Source organism: Enterobacter sp. MEB024, from assembly GCF_030209635.1.
Lineage (GTDB): Bacteria > Pseudomonadota > Gammaproteobacteria > Enterobacterales > Enterobacteriaceae > Enterobacter > Enterobacter ludwigii.
In genome coordinates, this window is sequence record NZ_JARVRQ010000002.1 from 574,103 (window position 1) to 591,966 (window position 17,864).

General features: G+C 55.3%; 13 protein-coding genes. 7 read left to right on the forward strand and 6 right to left on the reverse strand.

The annotated features are described in order from the left end of the window. Positions 1-328 precede the first annotated feature (328 nt). Complete coding sequence (ansP, locus tag QRN24_RS04915) at positions 329-1,825, forward strand: L-asparagine permease (RefSeq protein WP_020884034.1); 1,497 nt, start codon at positions 329-331, stop codon at positions 1,823-1,825. 71 nt (positions 1,826-1,896) lie between these two features. Here the strand turns inward: ansP and yncE are convergent, their stop codons facing one another. After that, complete coding sequence (yncE, locus tag QRN24_RS04920; protein ID WP_047366413.1) at positions 1,897-2,958, reverse strand: 7-bladed beta-propeller protein YncE; 1,062 nt, start codon at positions 2,956-2,958, stop codon at positions 1,897-1,899. Positions 2,959-3,199: 241 nt separating this feature from the next. Here yncE and pqqU point away from each other — a divergent pair, with 241 nt between their 5' ends. Continuing rightward, positions 3,200-5,314, forward strand: coding sequence for a TonB-dependent receptor PqqU (gene pqqU, locus QRN24_RS04925; RefSeq protein WP_284942425.1), 2,115 nt, complete (start codon positions 3,200-3,202; stop codon positions 5,312-5,314). A 133-nt stretch (positions 5,315-5,447) separates the two neighbouring features. On the opposite strand, the gene QRN24_RS04930 is transcribed toward pqqU, so the two are convergent. The 3 genes from QRN24_RS04930 to QRN24_RS04940 form a co-directional block, all read right to left on the reverse strand. Continuing rightward, on the reverse strand, positions 5,448-6,116 hold the full coding sequence (locus QRN24_RS04930; protein ID WP_020884031.1) for a GntR family transcriptional regulator: 669 nt from the start codon (positions 6,114-6,116) through the stop codon (positions 5,448-5,450). Positions 6,117-6,369: 253 nt separating this feature from the next. Beyond that, positions 6,370-7,410 (reverse strand): NADPH-dependent curcumin/dihydrocurcumin reductase, encoded by a 1,041-nt coding sequence (gene curA / locus QRN24_RS04935; RefSeq protein ID WP_284942426.1) that lies wholly within the window; start codon positions 7,408-7,410, stop codon positions 6,370-6,372. A 65-nt stretch (positions 7,411-7,475) separates the two neighbouring features. Further along, a complete protein-coding gene (locus QRN24_RS04940) occupies positions 7,476-8,051 on the reverse strand; it encodes a helix-turn-helix domain-containing protein (protein WP_044858780.1) in 576 nt (191 codons plus the stop codon). Positions 8,052-8,201: 150 nt separating this feature from the next. Between QRN24_RS04940 and QRN24_RS04945 the strand changes: the two genes are divergently transcribed. Both QRN24_RS04945 and QRN24_RS04950 read left to right on the forward strand, forming a co-directional pair. Beyond that, positions 8,202-8,720, forward strand: coding sequence for a GNAT family N-acetyltransferase (locus QRN24_RS04945; RefSeq protein WP_284942427.1), 519 nt, complete (start codon positions 8,202-8,204; stop codon positions 8,718-8,720). Next, positions 8,717-9,166 (forward strand): DMT family transporter, encoded by a 450-nt coding sequence (locus QRN24_RS04950; RefSeq protein WP_014170257.1) that lies wholly within the window; start codon positions 8,717-8,719, stop codon positions 9,164-9,166. The genes QRN24_RS04945 and QRN24_RS04950 overlap by 4 nt, the downstream gene beginning before the upstream one ends. 14 nt (positions 9,167-9,180) lie before the next feature. Here the strand turns inward: QRN24_RS04950 and QRN24_RS04955 are convergent, their stop codons facing one another. Both QRN24_RS04955 and QRN24_RS04960 read right to left on the reverse strand, forming a co-directional pair. Further along, a complete protein-coding gene (locus QRN24_RS04955; RefSeq protein ID WP_049023144.1) occupies positions 9,181-9,414 on the reverse strand; it encodes a YdcY family protein in 234 nt (77 codons plus the stop codon). 51 nt (positions 9,415-9,465) lie between these two features. Next, positions 9,466-11,064, reverse strand: a complete 1,599-nt coding sequence (locus tag QRN24_RS04960; protein WP_025204114.1) for an ABC transporter substrate-binding protein — start codon at positions 11,062-11,064, stop codon at positions 9,466-9,468. A gap of 283 nt (positions 11,065-11,347) precedes the next feature. Between QRN24_RS04960 and QRN24_RS04965 the strand changes: the two genes are divergently transcribed. Genes QRN24_RS04965 through QRN24_RS04975 form a run of 3 tightly spaced genes read left to right on the forward strand, consistent with a single transcriptional unit; the run spans position 11,348 to position 17,857 of the window. Continuing rightward, entirely contained in the window at positions 11,348-12,700 is a 1,353-nt protein-coding gene (locus tag QRN24_RS04965) for an SrfA family protein (RefSeq protein WP_284942428.1), read from the forward strand. Positions 12,701-12,704: 4 nt separating this feature from the next. Then, entirely contained in the window at positions 12,705-15,686 is a 2,982-nt protein-coding gene (locus QRN24_RS04970; RefSeq protein ID WP_063156463.1) for a virulence factor SrfB, read from the forward strand. Further along, the gene (locus tag QRN24_RS04975) at positions 15,683-17,857 is read left to right on the forward strand and encodes a virulence factor SrfC family protein (RefSeq protein ID WP_284942429.1); all 2,175 of its coding nucleotides are present in this window, start codon (positions 15,683-15,685) and stop codon (positions 17,855-17,857) included. The genes QRN24_RS04970 and QRN24_RS04975 overlap by 4 nt, the downstream gene beginning before the upstream one ends. The last annotated feature ends 7 nt before the right edge of the window (positions 17,858-17,864 follow it).

The window sequence follows — 17,864 nt, forward strand, 5'->3', positions numbered from 1 at the left end:
CTGGTTGCTTTGCGCAATCATTAAGCGAAACTGATGATTAAAGCACCACTTCATTAATGGATTTGTCTAAAAACTCACCGCTATTCAGCGTGTTGTGATCCCCGTCTGCTCTGACCACACGATTTCCTTCGACGTGCATCACTTTCGGCACGGTTATATTTTGCGTCGCTTATGAATTGCAGGTAGGATGCCTCGCCATGTTTCGCCTTATCCATACGCAGAATGACTGGGAAGGCAACATGTGTTTGCGCAGAAGCAATCGTTTGTATTGCACTCTGCCAGGCAGGACTATCACGATAATGGTTCAGACAGGCAAACAGGTAACTCAATGAAAACAAGCAATAAAAGCGCAGCCGATCATCACGCTGCTAAACGTCGCTGGTTAAACTCCCATGAAGAGGGCTACCACAAAGCGATGGGCAACCGTCAGGTTCAAATGATCGCCATCGGCGGCGCTATCGGAACGGGTCTGTTTTTAGGTGCTGGCGCTCGTCTGCAGATGGCTGGCCCGGCTCTCGCCCTGGTCTATCTGGTGTGCGGGATCTTCTCTTTCTTCATTCTTCGTGCATTGGGCGAACTGGTACTGCATCGCCCTTCCAGCGGCAGTTTTGTCTCTTACGCCCGTGAATTCCTCGGTGAAAAAGCGGCTTACGTTGCTGGATGGATGTACTTCGTCAACTGGGCAATGACCGGTATTGTCGATATCACCGCCGTCGCGCTTTACATGCACTACTGGGGCGCGTTTGGTGATGTGCCACAATGGGTGTTTGCGCTGGGCGCACTGGCCATTGTCGGCACCATGAACATGATCGGCGTGAAGTGGTTCGCGGAGATGGAGTTCTGGTTCGCGCTGGTAAAAGTGCTGGCCATCGTGGTGTTCCTGGTCGTGGGTACAGTGTTCCTCGGTAGCGGTAAACCGCTCGATGGCAATGCCACCGGTTTCCACCTGATCACCGATAACGGCGGTTTCTTCCCGCATGGCCTGCTGCCTGCGCTGGTGCTGGTTCAGGGTGTGGTGTTCGCCTTCGCGTCCATTGAGCTGGTCGGCACCGCGGCGGGTGAATGTAAAGACCCACAGACCATGGTACCTAAAGCCATTAACAGCGTTATCTGGCGTATCGGTCTCTTTTATGTTGGTTCCGTGGTGCTGCTGGTTCTGCTGCTGCCGTGGAACGCCTATCAGGCGGGTCAAAGCCCGTTTGTGACCTTCTTCTCTAAACTGGGCGTGCCTTATGTTGGCAGCATCATGAATATCGTGGTGCTGACGGCTGCGCTCTCCAGTCTGAACTCGGGTCTTTACTCTACCGGTCGTATCCTGCGCTCCATGTCGATGGGCGGTTCGGCGCCGAAATTCATGTCGAAGATGAGCCGTCAGCATGTGCCTTACGCGGGCATTCTGGCGACGCTGGTGGTGTATGTCTTCGGCGTGTTCCTGAACTACCTGGTACCGTCTCAGGTATTCGAAATCGTGCTGAACGTTGCCGCGCTCGGCATCATCGCCTCCTGGGCCTTTATCGTGGTCTGCCAGATGCGTCTGCGCAAAGCGATCAAAGAAGGCAAAGCCGCTGAAGTCAGCTTTAAGCTGCCGGGCGCACCGGTGACCTCCTGGCTCACTCTGCTGTTCCTGTTCAGCGTGCTGGTGCTGATGGCGTTTGATTACCCGAACGGTACCTACACGATTGCCACCATTCCTCTGCTGGCCGTATTGCTGATTGCCGGCTGGTTTGGCGTGCGTAAACGCGTACAAGAAATTCACAGCACGGCGCCGGTTCATCCTGATGATGCCAAACACGACGCCCCGCTGGTTGAAGAGACGTCGCGTTAATATCGACCTGCTGGTTAATACAAAGGGAAGGCATTGCGCCTTCCCTTTTTCTTTGTGTTGAGGAGCGAAACTTAGAGCGTGATACGAATCACGTCATCAGGCTGGGTGGCTTCCTGCTGACGGGTCGATTTTTGTTTTACCGTCACATACAGGGTTTTGCCATCCGCTGAGAGCGCCAGACTGTTCGGGTAGACCGGGGTGTCGAAGGTTTTGGTAACGTTGTAGGTTTTCGCGTCGATTACGCTCACCTTACCCGCTTCACGGTGTGTCACATACGCTTCGTTGCGCGCCGGGTTAAACAGAACGGCCAGCGATTCAGGCACGGCAATTTTCTTGATGACGCTGCCGTCCTTCAGATTCACCACCAGCACTTCCGGCTGCTTTGAGTCGGTTACGAACGCACGCTGTCCGGCGGTATCCAGGCTCAGATTCAGGTAGAAGTGCTCCTTACCGTCGTCCTGCACTTTTTTACGGCTGAGGATTTTATGGGTTGCCGTATCAATCGTCACCAGTTCGCCATCAGCATTGGTGGTGTAAAGACGTTTTGCCTTCGCATCCAGCGCCAGGCCGGTGCTGAATTTACCGGTGCTGCCGATGGTCTCTTTCAGCTTCAGCGTTGCACCATCCACCACCCAAATCGCGCTCTCCTGGCCTACGCCGGTGATGTAAACGGTGTTTGTGCTGTCATCGGCCACCAGCTGGCGTGGCTGCAGCGGTTTGACGGTTTCACTGCGCTGACGGTTATCCAGCACCAGTCGCCCTTTCACCTCACCCGTTTTGGCATCAATCGCGGTTACCGCGCCGTTGATGGTGTTACCAAACCACAGCGTCTGGGTGGCATTATCAAGGGTGGCACCGAAGGGTTTGAGATCGTTATGAATGACCTGCGTCACGTCCAGCGTGACCGGGTCAAGGCGATAGACAATCCCGCCTTTGTCCGTTTTGCGGCTCTGCGATGTCGCGACCCACAGCGCATTCTCCTGCTGGCTCACGGCCATTTCATATGCGCCTTTCCCTACCGCTTTGCGCAACATCTCTTCGGCAGCATGAACCTGGAAGGTTCCGGCAAACAGTAACGCCCCTGACAGCAGAGACATACTCAGGCGCGGCGAGCACAGATGACGTAAAGACATAACAATTCCTTTTTTGAACACAGGGTTTACTGCTGACATCACTTCCGGCAGGCAACGTCATGGCATTGCCTTCTTTATAATGAGAATAGTAATCATTTATGAGTTAAATGTGGAGTTTTTCTTTCCTCCCCGGCCTTTCATTAACGCAATGTGCGGTTATAGTTTTCAAAAGATTTACAAAAGATTTAACATATATGGACATGTTCCATTTGGTACGTTTTTTCCATAACCGGTCTATTTCATGAAAATCATTTCTGCCCGTAAGGCAACGCTTCCACTGCTGCTGGTTCCTGTTATCTCTGCGCCTCTCACTGCGATGAGTGCCGATGAACAGACCATGATCGTCAGCGCCACGCCGCAAACCATCTCGGAGCTCGATACCCCGGCGGCGGTCAGCGTCGTGAATGGCGATGATATGCGTCATGCTGCGCCACGCATTAACCTGTCTGAAGCTCTTGGCAGCGTGCCGGGGCTGCAGATCCAGAACCGCCAGAATTACGCTCAGGATCTCCAGCTTTCGATGCGTGGGTTTGGTGCCCGCTCAACCTTCGGCGTGCGCGGTATCCGTATGTATGTCGACGGTATTCCGGCAACCATGCCGGATGGACAGGGACAAACCTCCAATATCGATCTCTCCAGCGTGGACAGCGTAGAAGTGCTGCGCGGCCCCTTCTCTGCCCTTTATGGCAACGCCTCTGGCGGCGTGATCAACATGACGACCCAGACCGGGCAGCAGCCGCCGACCATCGAGGCCAGCAGCTATTACGGCAGTTACGGTACCTGGCGCTATGGAATGAAAGCCACCGGCGCGATGGGTGACGGGACGCATGCCGGGGATGTGGATTACACCGTTTCCACTACCCGTTTCACGACCAAAGGTTATCGCGACCACAGCGGCGCGCGGAAGAATCTCGCCAACGCTAAACTGGGTGTTCGTATTGATGACGTGAGCAAGCTGACGCTGATTTTCAACAGCGTGGACATGAAAGCTAACGATCCGGGTGGACTGAGTGCCCAGGAGTGGCATGACAACCCTCGCCAGTCTCCGCGTGGCGATCAATACAATACGCGTAAGACCATCAAGCAGACCCAGGCTGGCCTGCGCTACGATCGTCAGCTCAGCACCCAGGACGATCTCAGCGTCATGATGTACGCCGGCGAACGTGAAATGACGCAGTACCAGTCAATTCCTTATCAGCCTCAGCTGAGACCTTCCCACTCCGGCGGCGTGATTGATATGCAGCGCCGTTATCAGGGGATCGATACCCGCTGGACGCACCGCGGCGAACTGCTGGTTCCGGTCACCTTTACCACCGGTCTGAACTACGAAAACATGAGCGAAGATCGTCGCGGATACGAGAACTTCGTGATGAACAACGGCGTGCCGGAGTACGGCGTCAAGGGCGACAAACGTCGTAACGAACGTAACCTGATGTGGAACGTCGACCCGTACCTGCAAACCAGCTGGCAGTTAACGCAGAAACTCTCCGTGGATGCCGGCGTCCGTTACAGCTCGGTCTGGTTTGACTCCAACGACCATTACGTGACCCCGGGCAACGGAGACGACAGCGGTGACGCAAGTTATCACAAGTGGCTCCCGGCCGGTTCGGTGAAATATGCCGTGACCGATGCGTGGAATCTCTATGCTGCGGCAGGTCGCGGGTTTGAAACGCCAACCATCAATGAGCTCTCTTATCGTGCGGATAACCAGGGCGGCCTCAACATTGGCCTGAAACCTTCCACGAACAATACCTATGAAGTGGGCAGCAAAACCCGTATCGGTAATGGTCTGCTGACGGCAGCGCTGTTCCGCACCGATACGGATGATGAGATTGTCGTCGATGCCAGCGCTGGCGGTCGTACCAGCTATAAAAACGCCGGTAAAACCCGTCGTCAGGGGGTTGAAGTTTCCCTGGATCAGCAGTTTGCTGAGAACTGGAAGCTGAAAATGGCGTGGACCTATCTGGACGCCACCTATCGAACCAACGTGTGCAGCACCGGCGACTGTAACGGCAACCGTATGCCGGGCATTGCCCGCAACATGGGTTATGCCTCGTTTGGCTGGCAGCCGGAAGAAGGCTGGTATGCGGGATCGGATGTGCGCTACATGAGCGATATCATGGCGGATGACGAGAACACGGCGAAAGCCCCGTCCTACACGGTGGTTGGGCTGAATACCGGGTATAAATTCAACTACGGTAACTGGGGAATGGACGTCTTTGGTCGCGTCGATAACCTGTTCGATAAAGAGTATGTCGGATCGGTTATCGTGAATGAATCCAACGGGCGTTATTACGAACCTGCACCGGGCCGTAACTACGGCGTAGGTCTGTCGGTCTCTTATCGCTTCGAGTAAGCAAAAAGCATTCTTTTTTGCTGAATATTATTTTTATAAATGGAATAACGCTCCTGATGGCAATAAGCCATCAGGAGTATTTAACCAGGAATATAATTCGCGGCAGGATATAGTCGCTCTGCTAAATAATCTCTCAGTTAAAATATTGTCGCTGTAAAAGCGTGTTCGCTTCGTCAATCAACGTCTCTATCGCCTTCTGACTGCCATCAACATCTCTTCGCTCAAGCGCGGACAGGAGCTCGGCGTAGTGATAAGTCGACACCTTGATGTCGTTAAGCTCCTGATGCAGATAGTTCATGCAAGGTCCAATACGCACCCATAGCTGCTCAATTAAGGCGCTGAGTGTCGGCATTTCCGCGTACTGATAAAGCGTAAACCGAAAGATGCGGTTAGCATGCAGCGCCTGCTGAACGTGCCCGTTGCGCATGGCTTCATGGAATGTCTCTGATAGCTTGCGCAACACCTCCAGCTTATTTTCCGTCATATGCTGACAGGCGGCAGCTACCGCCATAGGCTCAAGCTGTTTTCTGATGGCGTTAATCTCGTTATAACGCTCAAGCGTGACCTCAGGAACCAGAAACGCCTGGGCTGGCGTGGCGTGTAATGCCCCAGACGACACCAGACGCAAAAGCGCCTCGCGGACCGGGGTAATACTGGTTCCTAATTTATCAGCAATTTCTTTGGTAATCAGTCGAGCGCCAGGTTTCAGTGAGCCTGTAATTAACGCGCCTTTCAAACTGAGTTCGACTTGCATGGTAAGACTGATCCTTTGCGCTTTTTCTAAATGGTCCAAATCAAGCATGTTCAATTCCTGTAGCTAATACTTAATGCTATTTTTAAACGCCGTTTTTTATAAACGACGCTGTTCCGATATATCCTGTATCGTCATGCCTGGTGATGGGAAGTCTGTAAAAATGTCAAGAAATGCAAAATTTATTTTTTTCGTTTTCGTGCTCATCTGAACGGAAGGCGCGAAAAGCCATGTCCAGTTAATTAAAGACAATATATCGTATCTTCACAAATAAATATGGCGGGAAACCCCGCCATATTTTAGATTATTTATTGTCACCCGCGACGCGAATCACGACTTTGCCGAAGTTTTTTCCTTCAAGAAGGCCAATCAGCGCATCAGGCGCATTCTCCAGGCCATCTGTAACCTGCTCACGGTAGTGAATTTTGCCTTCCTGCACCCAGCGCCCCATCTCATCCTGGAACTCCTTGATGCGATGGCCGTAGTCCTGAGCGATGATAAACCCCTGCATACGAATCCGTTTCTTCAGAATCGTCGCCATCAATAACGGCAAACGATCCGGCCCTTCCGGCAGACCCGTCGCATTGTAACCGCTCACCAGACCACATACCGGTACGCGCGCCGAGGTGTTCAGTAAGGGCAACACGGCGTCAAAAACTTTCCCGCCGACGTTTTCATAATAGACATCAATCCCTTTCGGGCAGGCCTTTTCCAGCTGGGCCGCGAAGTCATCGGCATGGTGATCCAGGCACTGGTCAAACCCGAGCACCTCGACGGCATGGCGGCATTTTTCTGCACCACCGGCAACGCCGATCACCCGGCAACCTTTGATTTTACCGATCTGCCCGACCGTCGCACCAACCGGCCCCGTCGCCGCCGCAACCACCAGCGTTTCACCGGCTTTAGGCTGGCCGATGTCCAGTAGCCCCATATAGGCGGTAAACCCTGGCATACCCAGAATGCCCAGCGCCCACGATGGATGAAAAATATTATCGCCCAGTTTCACCAGGCCGCTGCCGTCTGAAATTTCATACTCCTGCCAGCCGCTGTAGCCCAGCACCCACTCACCCGGCGTATAGTCCGGATGGTTTGACTGCTCAACGCGACTGACCGTTCCCCCCACCATGACCGCCCCAATTTCCACTGGCGGTGAATAGGAAGGTGCATCACTCATGCGCCCACGCATGTAAGGATCAAGCGACAGCCAGACCGTGCGCAGCAAAAGCTGTCCTGCCTGAGGTTCAGGAACAGGCTGCTCTTCCAGACGAAAATTCTCCGCGACCGGCGCACCGTGCGGACGAGAAGCCAGAACCCAGCGGCGATTTTGCGAAACAGATTGATTCATCAGGAACTCCTTCTGGTACAAATGTCATTAGAGCCTGGCTCATGATCGGCGTAAACGCTTTAACTTTACGAGCCAGACTGGTTAAGCCGCACAACCAGATAGATACAGGTTTCATTCGTCTCATTAATGAACCGGCAGTCGTTGGGCGGCCCCAGTTCCAGGCAATCACCGGCGCGCATTTCATGACGGGTATCGCCCTCCTGGAAAACCAGTTCGCCAGACTGCAGCCAGATAAGCTGGCGCGCCAGCGCATACGACGAGGCGGGCATAGGGACATCGCTTCCCGCCGGCAGCTCAACCTGAACAAGATCGATGGGCAGATCGGTGCGGGGTGAAACGTGGCGGCGGAGGTAGTGTGTCTGAGGGTCACGCCAGACGGGCTGGTTTTCCAGACGCAGCAGCTTTCCTTCCTGCATTTCGGCCCTGGCGATCAGCGTTGACATGCTGATGCCAAACGCGCCGGATAACCGCGCGAGCAAGGTCGCCGTCGGGCTGCTGTCCCCGCGCTCTATCTTGTGGATCATGGCGCGCGAGACGCCGGCCCGGTCAGCAAGCTCGCTTAATGACCATCCTCGCGACTCGCGTTCAAGGCGAATTCGCGCGCTAATCCTTTGATTCATTGTGTCTGTCATAGTATTCATGACGTCATACTATAGTGTATGAACGGCATTTCAACGCGGTTTTGATAACAAAAAAATCTGGCTTATGTCATAGCCATCCGTCTGTACAGTTGTGTAATATCGTAATCGCAACGTAATACTATAGTGAACAACACACTCAGAGGTTCAAACATGATCGTTCGTCATGCCTGCAAAGAAGACTGCGCCGCTATTGGGGAGATTTACAACCACGCGGTGTTGCATACTGCCGCGATCTGGAATGATAAAACCGTCGATACGGATAACCGCATTGCCTGGTTTGAGGCGCGTGCCCTCGCAGGCTACCCGGTGCTGGTGAGTGAAGAGAATGGCGTTATCACCGGCTACGCCTCGTTTGGCGACTGGCGCACCTTTGACGGTTTCCGGCATACGGTAGAGCATTCTGTCTACGTTCATCCGGATCATCAGGGCAAAGGTATTGGCCGCACGCTGATGAACGCGCTGATTATTGAAGCGCGAACCCTCGGCAAACACGTCATGGTGGCGGGCATTGAGGCGCAAAACCAGGCCTCTATTCATCTTCATGAGACGCTCGGTTTTGTGACCACCGGCCAGATGCCGCAGGTGGGCACGAAGTTTGGCCGCTGGCTGGATCTGACCTTTATGCAGTTGCAGCTTGATGAGCGCAGCGATCCGGACGCTATCTCATGAATCAGTCTCTGACGCTGGCTTTTCTGGTGGCGGCGGGAATTGGCCTGGTGGTGCAAAACACCTTAATGGTGCGCATCACTCAGTCCTCCTCGACCATTCTTATCGCGATGCTGCTAAATTCGCTGGTCGGCATTGTGCTGTTTGTCAGCATTCTGCTGCTAAAACAGGGCTTCGCCGGATTTAGCGAGCTGGCCTCAACGATCCGCTGGTGGACGTTGATTCCGGGGCTGTTAGGGTCGTTTTTTGTTTTTGCCAGTATCAGCGGCTATCAAAATGTTGGCGCAGCGACAACCATCGCCGTGCTGGTGGCAAGCCAGTTGATTGGCGGGCTGGTGATGGACGTACTCAGAAGCAATGGCATCCCCTTGCGCGCGCTGATTGGCCCGGTGTGCGGTGCCGTAATGCTGGTGGTCGGGGCGTGGCTGGTCGCGAGACGCCAGTTCTGACCCCCGGCTCACCGCTACAGTATCGTACCGCCTTTGGTCAGCAATTCCTGACGGGCGTCCATCTCTTCTTTATGTTGCTTACCGTGATGTGCAATCGCGGTACGCAGACGCTGCTGCTGACTGTAGCGATCTTCACGGCTTAACGCTGTGTCATCGCTCAGTTCGATCAGCAGTTCATTCATTCGGCTAATCACTCCCTCTTCGATGGCGGTATCGACACGGGCGATAACTTCATTTAAATGTGACATTGTCACTCCTTGTCAGATGCCCGGCAGGCGCGGTGCCTGCCGGGAAAAATGTCAGTTCAGTTTCGCTTTGGAGAAATCGCTGCCCATCAGGCTCACGCTGTAACCCGTTACGTTGCTGCGGGTGGCGTAGAACGTTTTGCCGTTCGCCAGCGCAATCCACGGTGCCTGAGCATAGAAGATCTCCTGCGCCTGGCTGTAGAGTTTCGCACGCTCACCCGGGTTGCTGGTCAGTTTGGCTTTCTTGACCAGATCATCATACCCCTTATCGCACCAGCGCGCGGCGTTCGATCCGGTTTTGATGCTGTCGCATCCCAGCAGTACATCAGCAAAGTTATCCGGGTCGCCGTTATCGGACATCCAGCCAAACAGCGCGGAATCATGCTCCCCTTTACGCATACCGGATAGATACTCGCCCCACTCGTAAGAGACAATTTTGGCCTTCACGCCGACTTTCGCCCAGTCGCTCTGGATCATCTCCGCAATACGCTTCGAGTTAGGGTTATACGGACGCTGCACAGGCATTGACCACAGCGTCACGTCCGCGCCCTTCTCCAGACCGGCCTGTTTCAACAAAGCTTTCGCTTTTTCAGGATCGTAGCTGTAGTCCTTCAGATCGTTATTAAAGCCCAGCATATTCGGCGGAATGGGTGATTTCGCCACCGTACCGGAACCCATAAAGACCGCATTCACGATGGCTTTTTTGTCCGTCGCATAGTTCAGGGCCTGACGCACCAGCACGTTATCAAACGGTTTTTTCTCGGTATTGAACGCCAGATACCCCACGTTCAACGCCTCCACGGCGTGCAGCTTCAGGTCTTTATTTTTGTTAATAACATCAAACTGAACCGGTGACGGCGCCGGAATGATCTGGCATTCGTTGGTCTGCAGCTTCGCCAGACGCGTTTCTACGTTTGGCGTGATGGAGAAAATAAGATGTTTCGTCGGAACCGCACCTTCCCAGTAGTTCGGGTTAGCGACGTAGCGGATCAGCGAATCCACTTTGTACTGCTGCAGAACGTACGGCCCGGTACCAATCGGCCAGGTATCGACATTCTCAGGCGTCCCTTTTTTCAGCATCGCGTCAGCGTATTCAGCGGAAAGAATAGAGGCGAAATCCATCCCCCAGTCAGCAAGGAATGCGGCGTTTGGTTCGCTCAGCGTAAACTGCACGTGATAATCATCAACCTTTTTGACGTCCTGAATCAGCTTGTCCAGGCCTACGTCATTAAAGTATTCGTAATTACCTTGCGAGACATTGTGATAAGGATGCTTAGGGTCTTTCTGACGCATGACGGAAAAAATAACGTCATCCGCATTAAAATCACGGGTCGGCTTGAAGTATTTATTGCTGTTGAACTTGACCCCTTTACGCAGCGTAAAGGTATAAGTCTTACCGTCCGGGGAAATTGTCCAGGACTCTGCCAGCGACGGTACCGGAGTGTTTTTCACCGGGTCGAAATTGATCAGGCGGTTATACAGGACCTGAGAGCTGGCCACGAATGACGGGCCTGAGCTGGCGATCTGCGGGTTGAAAGACTCCGGTGATGCTTCAGAGCAATAAATGATGGTGTCATTATTCGCCGCCCATGCGGCACCTGCTGGTAAGAGAGTGCTCAGTGCGAGAGCGAGCAGCGTTTTCCCTGTAGACATGGTTATAACCCTGGCAGTTTTATTATATTGGACTGTAATAACAGCACAGCCGCTATAACCTGGCAAATAACGAATCACTATCAGGTTATTCTAAAGCAACGTTTTCCGCTGGTTTTACAGCCAGTGTGCCAGAGGTTGATTTGCCTTAAGTGCCATTATTCGTCAAGCACAACCGCACCTTTCTATGCCACAAGAAATCGTCCCTTTTGGCGTCTCTTCCTCCGTTTGGTTGCTTCCCGATTTCGTTAAAGTAAAGGTGTGAAGAAGTATATGGGATCAAATCGTGGCAAAAACTCTTTTACGCAGCGGTAATCTGGATGACTTTCAGGCCGTTGGCGGCGGCGGACAAGCCGTTTTTGAATCAGCGTTACAAATCCGGGAAGCGCTCCGGTTACGCAAACAACAGGCGATTGTCGACTGTCTGGCTATTCCGCAGGTCAATGATGGTGGCGACCGTGTCGACTGGTATTCGCCGGTCGACGGTTGTGTAACCAGCTGGAAAGCGGCGAACGAAGACGATCGTTATCGCGCCCTTCGCTATCTGGAAAATACGCTGGCCAGCGTTGAATCGCTGAGTAAGAAATGCCTGCAGTCGCCAAAAACAACGCAACAGCTTTTCGGCTCCCTGCTGTCGAAAGCATTTCAGTTTCCCGGCGAAAATTTCCTTTTCCTGGTTGATGGAAAGCCGGTCATAAGCTTCTGGGGGTTTGTAAACCTCAATGAGAATGCACGTGACGACGTACTCGACTGTTTACGTGAATCGCTGATCCCTGAGCCAGCCCCGATTGTCATTGAAGACCCTGAACCCGAGCCGGAACCGACCCCAGTCCTGACCTTTGAACAGGCCGATGAGCCGCTGATCGCCCCGGCCACGGTGGTGCGCATCACGCCGGACGAACTGTATACGCCTGAGCCTGCGCCGGTCATTGTGCCGCCTGTGGAAGAACCCGAGCCAGAGCCTGCGATCGTAGCCAAAAAACGCCGCGTTCCCCTGTGGACGCTTCCGGTTGCCGCCGTGATCGTTGCCGCGATTGCCACCCCGTTGCTGTGGCCAAAACAGGCCCCTTCTGCCGAGCCAGTGGCTGTCGTTGCCCCTGAACCTGTCGCCATTGCGCCAAAGCCGATTAAAGCCGTTGAGCCACTGCCGATGAAATTACCGCTGCATCAGGCAGAGGTGGTCGCGAGCAAAGAAAAAGAGCCGGCATCCGTTGCCGCCCCAGCGCCTGCACCGGTTGTGATTGCGGCGATCCCGAAAGACGCCATGGTCATGGAAGCAAACCAGGTGAAAGCGGGGTCGACGCGTTTTCTGAACGGAACATGGCGTGCGATCCTCGACGTGAAAGATCCGATTACCGGCAAACCACCGTCGCTGCGCTATCAGATCCAGAACAATAAAGGCTTCGCTCGTGTTGTTCACGGTGACAATGTTGTCTGCCGCGTGGAGGTTTTCTCCGGGCTGCACAGCAATGGCGAACTGATGATTAAGAGTCGCGGTAATGCCCGCTGCACAGACGGTTCACGCTACCCGATGCCGGAAGTTGCCTGCAAAGCAGGTACCAGCGATGTCGCTGAATGTAATGCCCGTTATGATGCCAAAACCGTCGTTCCACTGACGTTCAAGAAAGCAGGTGCCTGACCCTATGCTGGTAAATCTTTGCGACTATAAACAGAGCGTCACGCTTATTGCCAACAGCGGCGTGCAATTCCTCGATTTTGGCCTGACTCCGCAGGACACCGCCAGCAACGGGCGCTTCGTACGTAAAACCGCCAACGGTCCGCTTCTGCGTCTCGATTTCGATCTCGTCAACGGGCGTTACACGCTGCCGGGATTGAACGGCGGACAGCCTGAAGTGGTGAAACCGGAAACCACGATCCCACTGCATCAGTCCCTGACGGTGCTGGATGGTGTCTGGCTTCCCATTCCCTTCCTGCGCTTCAATCCGCCACGTACCTTTGTTGACGGGCCGGATAACTGGGCGCGCGTCCAGGTGCGTAAACTTGAAACGCCTGATGCGGCAGGTAATACACACCGCGTCACGCTCGCTCTCGACAGCCAGATTGCAGAGCATGCTACTGCCGCGCTGTCCCCGGTTGAAAATGACATTCTCAACGGCACCCGTTTCGGACTGGCATGGCGTGACGATGAGGTGGAAAGCTTCCTCGACCAGACCTGGATTGACGGCTGGCTGCGCGAGGCGTTTACCCACTATGCGACCGACGTTGAAAACCGCGCGGAACGCGACCTGCAGCAGGCAATGCGCAGCTTTGAGTACCAGGCACACTGGCTCAACCTGCTGTCCATGCTCGGTGAACAGCTTACCGTGCCGGAAGTGAAATTTGTCACCCATACCCTCAGTACGCCGGCTATTCCGGTCGACCTGATCCTCGACGTCGGGAATACCCATACCTGCGGCGTTATTATTGAAGATCACGGTGATGCGAACGACGGTCTGCGCCAGACGGCCGAACTGCAGGTGCGCTCGTTAAGCGAACCACAGTTCCTCAATGAGCCGCTGTTTACCAGTCGTCTGGAGTTTTCAGAAGCGCGTTTTGGCAAGCAGCACTTCTCGGTGGAAAGTGGGCGTGAAGATGCCTTTGTCTGGCCGTCTATTGTCCGCGTGGGCGATGAAGCCCGCAAACTGGCTACGCGCCGTCTGGGCACGGAAGGTAACAGCGGTATCTCCAGCCCGCGTCGCTACCTGTGGGATGAAACCCCGGTGGTCCAGGACTGGCGCTTTAGCCAGATGAACAGCAAAACCCAGCGCGAACCGCTGGCGACCGCGTTCCCGCTGATGAACCTGATGAACGATGACGGTGAACCGCTCTTTACGCTGCCGCAGGACGAGCGACTGCCGGTTTTCTCCCCGCAGTACAGCCGCAGCACGCTGATGACGCATATGCTGTGCGAACTGCTGGCACAGGCGCTGGGGCAGATCAACAGCGTTGCCACGCGCCTGCGTCTGGGCTTTCCGGCCTCGCCACGCCAGCTGCGTACGCTGATCCTGACCCTGCCCTCGGCGATGCCGAAGCAGGAACGCGAGATCTTCCGTCGCCGCATGTTCGAAGCGATCGCTATCGTCTGGAAAGCGATGGGCTGGCACCCGCAGGACGACGATTTTGCCACCCGTAAGCACCAGGAAAAAAGCGTGGTGCCGGTACCTGCAATCCAGATGGAGTGGGACGAGGCCAGCTGTGGTCAACTGGTGTGGCTGTATAACGAAGCAATCTCACATTTTGGTGGTCAGACGGAAGCGTTCTTCGCCTCCCTCGCCCGCCCGGATCGTGAACCTGAACCAGGCGTTCAGCCGGGGCGCTCGCTGCGTGTCGCCTCTATCGACATTGGCGGTGGCACAACCGACATGGCGATCACCCATTATCAGCTGGATGACGGCTCCGGTAACAACGTCAAAATCACGCCGCAGCTGCTGTTCCGTGAAGGGTTTAAAGTGGCCGGTGACGACACCCTGCTGGACGTCATCCAGCGCTATGTGTTACCCGCCCTGCAAACCCAGCTGCAGAAGTCCGGTATCGCCGATGCCTCTCTGCTGATGGCCTCGCTGTTTGGTGACTCAGGACGTATCGATACTCAGGCGGTATTGCGCCAGCAAACGGCGCTTCAGCTCTTTATGCCGATTGGTCACGCCATCCTTGCCGCGTGGGAATCCAGCGACATCGACGATCCGATGGCAGGCTTGCATGCCACCTTTGGCGATTTGCTGTCGCAGAAACCGACCCGCAACGTGATGAATTATCTGCAACAGGCCGTCGATCATGCCTTGCCGGCAGGTTCAGAGGCCTTCGATCTGTTTGCCGTTCCGCTGCACGTGAATTTCCGTGAAATGCAGGATGCGATGCTGGCAGGCCAGTTCACGCTGGCGTCACCCCTGCATGCGGTGTGCGAGGCCATTTCACATTACAGCTGCGATATTCTGCTGATCACGGGGCGTCCGGGCTGCCTGCCTGGCGTTCAGGCGCTTATTCGCCACCTGCAGCCGGTGCCGGTTAATCGCATCGTCTGGCTGGATAAATACCAGGTTCATGAATGGTACCCGTTCAGCCAGCAAGGACGCATTGGTAATCCAAAATCGACCGCCGCCGTCGGCGCGATGCTTTGCAGCCTGGCGCTTGACCTGCGACTGCCGCGCTTTAACTTTAAAGCCGCGGATATCGGTGCATATTCGACTGTTCGCTATCTGGGCGTCCTGGATAACACAGTAAACACCCTGCGTGAAGAAAACGTCTGGTATCAGGATATCGACCTGGATAAACCGGGTGCGAAACTCGACGCCCGTCTGCACTTCCCGCTGCGCGGAAATGTGACGCTCGGTTTCCGCCAGCTGGCGAACGCGCGCTGGCCGGCAACGCCGCTCTATACGCTTAGCATCAACTCGGCCGAACTGGCCAAAGCGATTGCGGGTGACGGCGTGCTGAACGTGCGGCTCAAACTTTGCGGCGGCAATAAGCATGAAGGGCCTGAATCCTTCGCGCTGAGCGATGCCTGGTTGCAGGACGGGACGCCGGTTCCGCCTGATGCTTTAACCTTCAAACTGAATACTCTGGCCGATCGCCGTCATAGCGGCAGCCACTACTGGATCGACAGCGGGAGCGTATACCTGAAATGACTGCGACGATGACCACCACTCAGGCCTTAATCGGGTGGATAAATGAGACGCGCCTGAACGCCCCTGTGCTGGATAACGAGGCCGATGCCCTTCTTGCGCGCATCAACGCGACGCAGGCACGGGAGCAGACCATTGACCGCGCCCTGTCACGCCCGGGCAGTATTGGACTTTACGGTCATTCTCAGAGTGCTAAAGCGCATCTGCTTTTATCGCTGTGCGGCAGCGGTAATGGCCGCCTGAACGTTACGCCAGGCCAGCGTACATTTGACTATTTTTCGCACATTAATCCGGGACATGCCCTGACCAACATGGCCGTGCGGTTCACCCGCGGAAATACAGAGGTGATGGATGAGGCGTTCCCGCTGCGCCTGAGCCTGGTGACAGAGGCAGAGCTGGTGCAGCTGTTTATCGCCCGCACCACGCTGCAGCCGGAAATCCGCGCCGTGGATAAAGCGGTCATTGAGACGCGCCTGGAGAAGTGGCGTGGCCTGCGCCAGCCGCAGGGCGTTCCTGGTATTACGGCTCAGGACGTGGGTGCCATCGCCCGCTTCTGGCAAAGCTCAGTACCTGCCGCGAAACAGCAAATTGATGATGCCCTGTGGCATCAGTTTGCACAGCTGGTCCCTTCGCTCGATCTCAGCACGCGAGCCAGCGTCTGGTCGCTGCTGTGGGGTGAGCAACAGGAGTTGACCCAGCAGTGGTTAAAGCTCGCTCATGTCCTGCATCAGACCAGCCATGCCGGAGAACTCGCCGCCCCGCTCAGCCTGCTGGTCGATAACTTCGGGCTGCCGGGCGAAGGGTTCCTGACTCACGGCACCTTTTCCCTTCCGGAGGCCCAGGAGACGCTGCTTCATCCGCTGAACAACGGCGAGATGCTTAACGCCATCAGTATCCCTGTCGATACGCTCGCCTTCCTGACGCGTGAGCTGGTCTTGCCGGTCGAAAGCAGCGCCCTGGATAATGTCGATATTATTGATATTCCGGTCTTTTCAGATAACAGCGCCGATACACTGAACCAGGCTAAATGCCAGTGGTTGCTGGAGCATTATCGCCAGCAGCTGCAACCGGACGTGCTTGTTATCTGCAATGCGACAGCCCAGCACGAGCAAACGGCTAAAAAAGCCCGGGTACTGATGAACTGGGTGAAAGAGACTCAGCCTGTTGAAGAATCCGCCCTGCCGGGGCTGGTGTGGGCGATTACGCCTCACGACGCACGTTTTACCACCCGTCAGAACCTTGATGAAACGGTACAGCACCTGTTGGGCAAACCGGGTGTGCGCTGGGGGACACTGCAGGCGCTGGACAGCCACAGCATGCAGCGCGTGATCGAGTGGTTGTCTCAGGCCACGTTACCCGCTCAGCGGCAGAAGCGTCTTAGCACGCTGAAAGCAATGCTGCGCCAGGAACTCTCGGCCCTGATGAAGGGGTATCTGGCACCGCTGGTTGAGGAACCCGGCGCCAGACGAACTCAGGCCGAAAACATGGTGCGCGTTCTGCAAAGCTCCGCCGCCCGCCACGGTGAACTGCTTGAAGGTCTTCTGCCACCGCTTAAAGCCTTTGAAACCCTGCTAGCCGTTCAGCAGCCCCGCGAGGAGCAGGTGAACGGACTGTTTACGGATACCATTGACCTGTTTGCCGAGCATGCCCAGGAGAACGCCAGCCCATTCCAGACCAAAGACAAAGCTCGCCTGGCACATAAAGTCTGGATAAACCATCTGCGCCAGTGGAGCCGCAACGATGCCACTGCCGCGCGCCTTGGGCTGGAACCCGCTGTTTTGCAGCAAATTGCCGACGTTCTGGTGGTGGCCAGCTACCGACTGAACCTGCCACAGCAGCTACAGAACATTGTTGAAACCGACAAGAGCAGCGCTGCTCAACTGCATGCCGTAATGGGCAACTTCATTGGCTGGCTGGGCTACGATCGGACACCCGCAGAGGCACGCCCGGCGAGCCGCATCCGTAAAGGCCAGGCAATCTTTGTTACGCCGGTGGTCAACAGTACCGCGCCGCGCCTGACGCGTCTGGGAGAACAACCCGTACATGCGGCAACGGTGTATGTCTATGACTGGCTGGTCGCCCTCTATAGCCGGGCAATAGAGAACATCGATTTCCGCCACCCGCACGATGTACAGCCTGCCGCACGCCAGGCCTTACAAGATTTGTTACGATAGCGTTCCT

Coding starts and splice junctions, on each gene's coding strand:
- ansP (WP_020884034.1), top strand. CDS start 329: ATGAAAACAAGCAATAAAAGCGCAGCCGATCATCACGCTGCTAAACGT.
- yncE (WP_047366413.1), bottom strand. CDS start 2,958: ATGTCTTTACGTCATCTGTGCTCGCCGCGCCTGAGTATGTCTCTGCTG.
- pqqU (WP_284942425.1), top strand. CDS start 3,200: ATGAAAATCATTTCTGCCCGTAAGGCAACGCTTCCACTGCTGCTGGTT.
- QRN24_RS04930 (WP_020884031.1), bottom strand. CDS start 6,116: ATGCTTGATTTGGACCATTTAGAAAAAGCGCAAAGGATCAGTCTTACC.
- curA (WP_284942426.1), bottom strand. CDS start 7,410: ATGAATCAATCTGTTTCGCAAAATCGCCGCTGGGTTCTGGCTTCTCGT.
- QRN24_RS04940 (WP_044858780.1), bottom strand. CDS start 8,051: ATGAATACTATGACAGACACAATGAATCAAAGGATTAGCGCGCGAATT.
- QRN24_RS04945 (WP_284942427.1), top strand. CDS start 8,202: ATGATCGTTCGTCATGCCTGCAAAGAAGACTGCGCCGCTATTGGGGAG.
- QRN24_RS04950 (WP_014170257.1), top strand. CDS start 8,717: ATGAATCAGTCTCTGACGCTGGCTTTTCTGGTGGCGGCGGGAATTGGC.
- QRN24_RS04955 (WP_049023144.1), bottom strand. CDS start 9,414: ATGTCACATTTAAATGAAGTTATCGCCCGTGTCGATACCGCCATCGAA.
- QRN24_RS04960 (WP_025204114.1), bottom strand. CDS start 11,064: ATGTCTACAGGGAAAACGCTGCTCGCTCTCGCACTGAGCACTCTCTTA.
- QRN24_RS04970 (WP_063156463.1), top strand. CDS start 12,705: ATGCTGGTAAATCTTTGCGACTATAAACAGAGCGTCACGCTTATTGCC.
- QRN24_RS04975 (WP_284942429.1), top strand. CDS start 15,683: ATGACTGCGACGATGACCACCACTCAGGCCTTAATCGGGTGGATAAAT.